We start from the raw sequence: 7,169 nt of genomic DNA, 5'->3' as shown, positions 1-7,169 counted from the left end.
TAATTTAACAATCTGAAAAAGCAATTTGCTTCGTTCAGGCGAAATTGAACTTGCAGTTAAATTTAGCCCGCCCTTCGCAAATACTTTTTCCGTTGTGCGTCAGCTTATAACGACAAAGAAAATGAAAGAAAACGATTTTAAAAAAGTGAAATAAAATGGGTTTTGGATTTAATTTATTTGTGATTTTTGTCCTTTTACCCTTATCTGTAATTCTTTTGGCTGTATGGATATTTTCAAAAAACAAAATATTTGGGAAGACACTTGGATTTATTTGGCTTGGCATAGTTGGACTTATTATTTTCTCTTTGACAGCACAAACTTTGACAGCGAAAAAGGAATTGAAAAAAAAGGATTATTATGGACAATATATCATTGACCGAGATTTTTTTCCTGGCAAACAAGCGAATTGGCAATATGAAAATTTTAGATTTGAAATAAAAGATGACGATAAAATCTATTTTTACGTTACTGACAAAAACAAAATAGTAAAAACATATATTGGGACAATTTCAACAATATCACCGTATGGCTCAGAAAGACTTGCCATAAATATGGAACAACCTACAATTCATATAATGAAAACTAATCCAACGATTTATAGAAGTGCTTGGAGTTTTTATTTAGTGTTTCATTCTGACAAATTCAACAATATGTATTTTAAAAAAGGAACTTGGAAACCAATAAATGAATAAATTTAACAAGACAGAAAAAAGCCGAACGCACAACAAGGGTTTTGCGATAGTGGGGCGAAACTGCAAAGTTCAACGGTAGTTATTCGATTGAACTTTAGTACAAAATTGAAGATTTGTGCTTCGATTGCCCCACCATCGCAAAGCCCCGAAACGTTATGTGATATGGCATCAAAAATCACGCTCCGAAATAAACTCCACGATTTTGAGTGAATAAAAAAGAAACTGAATCCAGACCAAAAATGCGTGAAAACAAGGTCTGAATTCATTTTCAAACATGACTGACTGAATAAAATTCGGACTTGAATTAAAATACTGATTTCTGACACCATATCACTAACGGAAAATGTGCGTGAAAACAATTTAACGCGTCAAAATCACTCTGGTGAAAAAATTCTGACTGAAAATCCTACGCAAAATCTTTCCGAAAAAATTTTTGAATTTTAGCGTTCTGAAATTTTAACTGTGTGAATAAATTCGCGATTGACTTTTAAAAATAACGCTGAATTTTAAAAACTTTGCTGAATGAAACTTCTGAAAACTGAATCTAACTGAATAAAAAATTATGGAAAATTGCCACATCACATAACATCGTATTGCTAAAATGCGGGATTGAAGGCTCTTGCGTTGAAAATTTTGTGAAATTTAGTCGCAAAAAATGTTTCCGCCTCCATTTTTTTATTAATTTAGTCAGCGGAAAACATTTTTTGCTTCGTGCAGTTTTTAGTAGAAATTTCAGGTGTAAAAGCCCGCACTTCAGCAATACGTTTCCCGTTATCTGCAATGTTAGAAAAAAACATAAAATATTTGACATGAAAAAAATATTCAGATTTTTACAAATTACTGTATTGATGCACATTTTGATGTCAACTGATTGTGGAGGATTTCCTGAAAATCTCAACACACAGGTTGAAAGTGAAACGAAAATTTATATGAATAATTCTATAAACTTTAAGATAAACGATACAATCTGGATTAATGGTTTTCGCTCTATGAAAAATTATGACACAAGTATTAGTGACTCTATTATTCAAAATTTTACGCCATATACAAACATAGGCATTTCAAAACTTGTTCATAATACTAATTATAATTTAGTTAGAGCAGCAAACAAATTTGAAATTATCTCAATCCAAATGTCACCAGAAGATTTTTGTGAAAACAATTCAATCAGAATAATGTCTTCAAACGATGATCTAAATAAACTTTTTAGATATAAAATAGGACTAATTCCTACAGAAAAAGGTGACTTTGTTATAAGTTTAAATAATAAATTTCTATTCCAAAACATTAATAAAAGAAATGATATTTTAGTAGATTATCCTATAAACGATCCATATAAAATGGTTTGGGAAATATGTAATCAAACTGTCCCTCGAAGAGATTTACTTAAAGGAGATATTTTTGTGAAAATTATTGAATAAACACTGCAGATAACATTGTATTTATGTTATGCGGGGTTGAATACTAAATATGAACATTTGTCAAAATAATTCCGCAAAAAATGCTTTTTCTTTTCCTAAGTTTCGTATTTTAGCAAAAGAAAAAAGCATTTTTGCTAAGGTTGGAAATCACTGAAAACCCAGTCATAGAAAGCCCGCACAACAAAAATACTTTTTCCGTTATAGCCAATGGTAGAAAGACGACATAGCAAATTCGGACAGACACACGTAAAAATAATTCGATGTGACAGTCCTTGATTTGAATTCCACAACTTATGGATAAAAAGTGGATACCAGCAACCACTCGAAAAAAACGGGGCGTATCCGAAAAGCCATACGAGTAGGACAAACAATTAAAATTCAAAAAAATGAGAACAATTAAAAATTTAGCAATTATCGGAGTTGTTTCACTAATGACATCTTGTGCATCAACCGCAAAGTTTCCAATTTCAAGCACTGTTCCTGCTGCTGATATCACAGCAAAGAAAAAGCAAGACAAGAACAAAAATTATATGATTGAAGTAACTGCAAAGAATTTAGCAGAGGCAATTAGATTAAACCCTCCAAAAAACAATTACAGTGTTTGGATAGTTGCAGAAAACGGAACCACTAAAAATTTAGGTCAATTAGTTAATAAAAATGCAAAAGAAGCATCTTTAAAAACAACTACTCCATTTAATGTAAAAGAAATTTTCATCACTGCTGAGGAACAAGGAAATTTAAACTATCCTTCGGGTATTGAAATCTCTAGGACTACTTTCAACAAGTAGAACTGAAGATAAGATAACCACTGGCTATAACAGGGGTTTTGCAAAAAAGCGGCTTCAGTGCTAACTTAAACATTAGGAAGTCTAATAAACATTTGTGCAAAATTGAACATTTGTGCTTCTAATTCCGCTTCTTCGCAAAGCCCCTAGCCGTTATGCGACATATTACCAAAACTCACAGTAATCATCTATGGATTTTAAATATTTTTTTTTAGCATCATCAAGTATTCGCGTTGAAGAACTTTTGTCAACAAATAATTCTACTTATGACGCTATGTTTTGGTCGGAACTACATGATGACAATCATTTATCTTCATTTTATTTTTCATCATTAGCATTAAACGAATTAGATAATAAAGATGATATTATAAAAAGAGCATATCAAATTATATCAATATTTGAAGGAATTTTTAAACTTTGTGAAAAGAGATCAAAAAAATATTTTACTCTTGATGCGTTGTATGAATTTGGAACTAAAAAAAATATTGCTGCTCCAATTTATGAACCTGAACTATATTTTATTGATTTCGATATTTCTACATTAAAAAACTCAATTGAGTCTAAAACTCACAATCCTGTTTATGATTTATTTTCTCAAATAATAAAAAATAAATTTTTAACCAATTTGTTTTTTCTTCTCTCAAGAAATACAGATTATAAATTGTTATATATGATTTATGATGATCTAAAATACTTTTTACATCAGGAGAAGTCATTAGGATTATTGAAAGAATTTGAAAATGATATTAAAATTTTCACTCACACTGCAAATAATTACGAGGTTTTAGGTTATTTCGCTAGACATGGTAGAACCAATCAACAACCACCTAAAAAAATTATGAGTATAGAAGAAAGTCAAGAGTTGATATATAAAATTATTTATAAAATTTTGCACGAAAAATTCGGTATGATATTGTATAGAATATAAAAACGTCGCATAACATTGTATTGGCAAAATGCGGGAGGAAGTGCAAACTATAAAGATTTGAAATATTTATCCGCCGCTGCTTTTTCGTATTGATTTTTTTCTTAATTTAACAATCCGAAAAAAGCATCGGCTACGTTCAGCCTAAATTGAACTTTTCGTTCTATTTAGCCCGCACTTCGCCAATACTTTTTCCGTTATCGGCAATCGCCCCAAAGTTGTTGTAATAGAATTTGTCTTTAAATTTTGTAATTAATATGCGATGAATGTTCAACTTAAAAAGCTCATTGATGAAATTGAAAATAATTTCGATTGTGGAATGCAAGTTTTCATAAATACTACGAACCTTAATATTTGCTCTTTTCCAGATTTTGATGCTCCATTTTCTGATGAAGAAATGTGGGAAGATCAAAAAAAGGAATTAGATGATAATTGGGGGAATTACATAGAAGTGGAAAGATGGGATTCCACTTTTTCTTTTGAAATCATGAAATCATTTGCGGAGAATATTTCTGAAAATTCGTTATTAAAAGACAAACTTTTGAATGCATTGCAGAAACAAAAACCTTTCAGAGGATTCAAGAATATAATTGATTACGAAATTGATTACAGGCAAAGGTGGTTCGAATACAAAAAAAAGCATCAGCAAAATTATGTTGAAAAAGAATTAGAACGATTACTTCAATGAATTGCGACAGCGACTGCCGATAACATGGTATTTGCAAAATGCGGGGTGAAATGCAAGTTAAACTATTTGTAATATTTTGCCGCAACTTGCTTTTCGTTCCACATTTTTTAGTAATTTAGTTCCACGAAAAAGCAATTTGCTTCGTACAGTCTTTCTTGAACTTTTCGTTCTTCGAAAGCCCGCACTTCGCAAATACTTTTTCCGTTAGCAGAAATTGTATCAAAACCGCACCTTAAAACAAAATAAATGGAAAATATTATTGAGTCTTTTAGCTCTGGATTGTTTTGGATTCAAACTTTATGTTTTGTAATACTGATTTTTGGAATTTATTTTTTATATAGAATATTTAAGAGAATTAAATAAAAATGAAAAATATTTACTCGTTTTTATTATTCTTATTTTTGATTTTCAGATGTGATAAAAAAATTTAACATCCCAATGAGATAGAGAATAAATTACCCATCAGAATTAATTATGATGAAATTGGTTTTCTAAGTAAGAACTCGAAAAGCGAAATTTCATAATTTCACGTTCGTGGATTTGACTTATATCAATCAAGATATGTTGCAAATTTTGATGAACACAATCTTAAAATATTAAAACTTTATAAAAAGTAGAATTTAGAAAACATAACAACAATTTTTTCTTTTAGCAATTTGAAAAAAGACACAATTTATTCATTCCCAATTATTGGATCTGAAAAATTTCAGTATTCGGAAAATAAATACGAAAACAGTAAAAATGGACATTTTGATGGCGAAATTGATGTATATTTCAAAATATACAGTGATGAGCAATTTGGAAAAGTTGCCGTTATTGATAGTATTAGATAAAACAACTTCTGCTAACATTGTATTGGCAAAATGCGGGAGGAAGTACAAAATTGAAAATTTTCAGATATTTTGTCGCAAAAAAACTTTTCGTTTTCCAATTTTTTTGTAAGTTTGAAAAACGAAAAAGTTTTTTGCTAATTGCAGCTTTAAGTTGTTCATTTTCAGCCAAAAAGCCCGCACTTCGCCAATACTTTTTCCGTTAGCGGAAATGCTATACAAACCGCTTTACAAAAAGAAAAATCTAAATGGAAACTCAAAGTCAATCTTATGAATTTATTTGCTTTTCTGATTTAGCATATGAATTTAATGAATCTGATAAAAAAGAAATTGAGTCAAAAATAAAAAGACGACTGAAATATAACAAACTCGGAAATTATGACCAAGAAACTGTTGAATATTTAAGAAAACTAAGAAATGATTTATTTACGGAAATTTCAAAAACTAGCAAATCCAAGTTTTATCATAAATCCAAATCAAATTATGCTGATTTAAACGATTTTGACTCTGAAAAAATGCTAAATTATTATTCTGAAAAATATCCTAAAATTGAAAAAAGTGAATTGGCTGGAATGATTAATTTTTCAATTTATCTTTTTTATATGCGATGAAAAAATACTATTTTCTAATCATAATTTCAATATTATTACTTCCAATTTTTGCTTATGCTTGGATAAATAATGCTGTAAGTAAACAATATGAAACTGAATTTGGAGAATGCATTTCTGCATCTTCAGGACAAAATTTGTGTGTTATTGGAATTGTAATAACTCTAATTATAATTTTACTTTTTATTTCTTTATTTTTTGGAATTTATAAAATAATCTACCAGAAAAAATAAAAAGCACTTCCGCTAACATAGTATTTATGTTATGCGGGGTTGAATACAAAATATGAAAATTCATCAAAATAATTCCGCAAAAAATGCTTTTTCTTTTCCTAAGTTTCGTATTTTAGCAAAAGAAAAAAGCATTTTTGCTAAGGTTGGAAATCTTTGAAAACTCAGTCATAGAAAGCCCGCACAACAAAAATACTTTTCTCGTTAGCAGAAATTTTACAAAATATCCCGCAAAATGAAATCAAAATTAATTTTATGTCTATTGATTCTGAATTATTTGTTATATAATTGTCAACCACATAAGAAAATATATTTGGATCAAAACTTCACAAATGCTCTTTATGAAAACAATATTGACTTAAATAAAAACGGATATTTTGAAGAAAATGAAATATTAAATGTTACTGAACTAAATTTAACACAAAAAAATATTACAAATATTTCGGGAATTGAAAATTTTAAAAATTTAAAGGAATTAATTCTTAACCGAAATTATATAAGAGATTTTTCACCACTAAATAAATTAGAGAAATTGGAAATTTTGGGAATTAGCCAAAATCAAAACCCTCAAGAAATTGATTTATCAAGAATAAAAAATCTTAAAATTTTATACGGCGCAAAGTCAAATTTAAACGAGATAAAACTAAATAATCAAATTCAACTACTATATTTGGGAGATAACAACTTTACAAATTTTGATGCAAGTAAATATATAAATCTTGAAAGTTTGAATCTTGACGGTTGTAAAAACTTGACAGAAGTAAATATTTCAAAAAACCTTAAGATTTACCAACTTTATTTTTATGGAACTGCTATAAAGGAACTTAATATTTCAAATAATAAAAATATAAAAACAATTTATGTCGAGCCGAATGTAAAATTGATTAAAAGTTTTATGAATATCCGTAATTTATCATAACTTTTGTATATTTGTAGTAATCAAACAATTAGATATGAATTTATTCAGTTTTTCAGCACATTTTGGGACAG

General features: G+C 28.7%; 8 protein-coding genes. All 8 read left to right on the top strand.

The features are described 5' to 3' along the window. Positions 1 to 155: 155 nt before the first annotated feature. The 8 genes from IV513_RS14550 to IV513_RS14515 all read left to right on the top strand — a co-directional run bounded on the left by IV513_RS14550 (position 156) and on the right by IV513_RS14515 (position 7,098). Complete coding sequence (locus IV513_RS14550; RefSeq protein WP_209391283.1) at positions 156 to 692, top strand: hypothetical protein; 537 nt, start codon at positions 156 to 158, stop codon at positions 690 to 692. A gap of 809 nt (positions 693 to 1,501) precedes the next feature. Next, the gene (locus IV513_RS14545; protein ID WP_209391282.1) at positions 1,502 to 2,113 is read left to right on the top strand and encodes a hypothetical protein; all 612 of its coding nucleotides are present in this window, start codon (positions 1,502 to 1,504) and stop codon (positions 2,111 to 2,113) included. Positions 2,114 to 2,499: 386 nt separating this feature from the next. Next, complete coding sequence (locus IV513_RS14540; RefSeq protein WP_209391281.1) at positions 2,500 to 2,901, top strand: hypothetical protein; 402 nt, start codon at positions 2,500 to 2,502, stop codon at positions 2,899 to 2,901. A gap of 187 nt (positions 2,902 to 3,088) precedes the next feature. Then, positions 3,089 to 3,826: a hypothetical protein gene (locus IV513_RS14535; RefSeq protein WP_209391280.1), complete on the top strand. Its 738-nt coding sequence runs from the start codon at positions 3,089 to 3,091 to the stop codon at positions 3,824 to 3,826. A gap of 259 nt (positions 3,827 to 4,085) precedes the next feature. Further along, the gene (locus IV513_RS14530; protein ID WP_209391279.1) at positions 4,086 to 4,511 is read left to right on the top strand and encodes a UPF0158 family protein; all 426 of its coding nucleotides are present in this window, start codon (positions 4,086 to 4,088) and stop codon (positions 4,509 to 4,511) included. Between the two features lie 656 nt (positions 4,512 to 5,167). After that, positions 5,168 to 5,344, top strand: coding sequence for a hypothetical protein (locus tag IV513_RS14525; protein ID WP_209391278.1), 177 nt, complete (start codon positions 5,168 to 5,170; stop codon positions 5,342 to 5,344). Between the two features lie 245 nt (positions 5,345 to 5,589). Continuing rightward, positions 5,590 to 5,952, top strand: coding sequence for a hypothetical protein (locus tag IV513_RS14520; RefSeq protein ID WP_209391277.1), 363 nt, complete (start codon positions 5,590 to 5,592; stop codon positions 5,950 to 5,952). Positions 5,953 to 6,414: 462 nt separating this feature from the next. Beyond that, a complete protein-coding gene (locus tag IV513_RS14515; RefSeq protein WP_209391276.1) occupies positions 6,415 to 7,098 on the top strand; it encodes a leucine-rich repeat domain-containing protein in 684 nt (227 codons plus the stop codon). Positions 7,099 to 7,169 lie beyond the last annotated feature (71 nt).

This window comes from Chryseobacterium sp. RR2-3-20 (assembly GCF_017808115.1).
GTDB lineage: Bacteria > Bacteroidota > Bacteroidia > Flavobacteriales > Weeksellaceae > Chryseobacterium > Chryseobacterium oryzae.
The sequence above is the reverse complement of the archived record's forward strand: the minus strand, read 5'-3'. Positions and strand labels throughout refer to the sequence as shown.

What these genes read in the sequence shown, in the direction of transcription:
- IV513_RS14545 (WP_209391282.1), top strand. Translation starts at nt 1,502, where the DNA reads ATGAAAAAAATATTCAGATTTTTACAAATTACTGTATTGATGCACATT.
- IV513_RS14530 (WP_209391279.1), top strand. Translation starts at nt 4,086, where the DNA reads ATGAATGTTCAACTTAAAAAGCTCATTGATGAAATTGAAAATAATTTC.
- IV513_RS14535 (WP_209391280.1), top strand. Translation starts at nt 3,089, where the DNA reads ATGGATTTTAAATATTTTTTTTTAGCATCATCAAGTATTCGCGTTGAA.
- IV513_RS14540 (WP_209391281.1), top strand. Translation starts at nt 2,500, where the DNA reads ATGAGAACAATTAAAAATTTAGCAATTATCGGAGTTGTTTCACTAATG.
- IV513_RS14515 (WP_209391276.1), top strand. Translation starts at nt 6,415, where the DNA reads ATGAAATCAAAATTAATTTTATGTCTATTGATTCTGAATTATTTGTTA.
- IV513_RS14520 (WP_209391277.1), top strand. Translation starts at nt 5,590, where the DNA reads ATGGAAACTCAAAGTCAATCTTATGAATTTATTTGCTTTTCTGATTTA.
- IV513_RS14550 (WP_209391283.1), top strand. Translation starts at nt 156, where the DNA reads ATGGGTTTTGGATTTAATTTATTTGTGATTTTTGTCCTTTTACCCTTA.